Origin of the sequence: Pseudomonas sp. 2822-17, assembly GCF_002742485.1 — a bacterium.
Lineage (GTDB): Bacteria > Pseudomonadota > Gammaproteobacteria > Pseudomonadales > Pseudomonadaceae > Aquipseudomonas > Aquipseudomonas cyclaminis.
In genome coordinates this window covers 1-299 of record NZ_LJRZ01000346.1, presented here as the reverse complement: position 1 = coordinate 299, position 299 = coordinate 1, and the positions used below count along the sequence as shown (strand labels likewise).

The following is a 299-nucleotide window of genomic DNA, read 5'->3' as shown; positions in this document are numbered from 1 at the left end:
TTGTTTAACCATCTGAAGTGCATCTGCTACTTGATCAAACTCTGCTTTAGCATGTGCAAAGTCCTGCATAAGTTCTAATAAATGGTCCTTACCTCGGATTTCTACACCTACTACTTCTTTTAGAATCTGATCATACAGATCGTCTGGTGCATGTAAGTCAATTTCTGCTACACCAAGTCCCATTTCAATTCCTGCTAACTGGGCCTGCTCAATGAATTCATACTCGTAAAAGTGTCCCACTACTCTGTCTACATCTCTTAATCGTTTTATATCTTTAACAGTCTCTCGAACTGCAGCCT

The 299-nt window shown here is 39.8% G+C and carries 1 protein-coding gene; it reads right to left on the bottom strand.

Features of this window, described 5'->3' with window-relative positions:
- Positions 1–299, bottom strand: a 299-nt coding sequence (locus AOA60_RS08420) for a stage IV sporulation protein A (RefSeq protein ID WP_218240599.1), incomplete at both ends; no start/stop codon positions are given.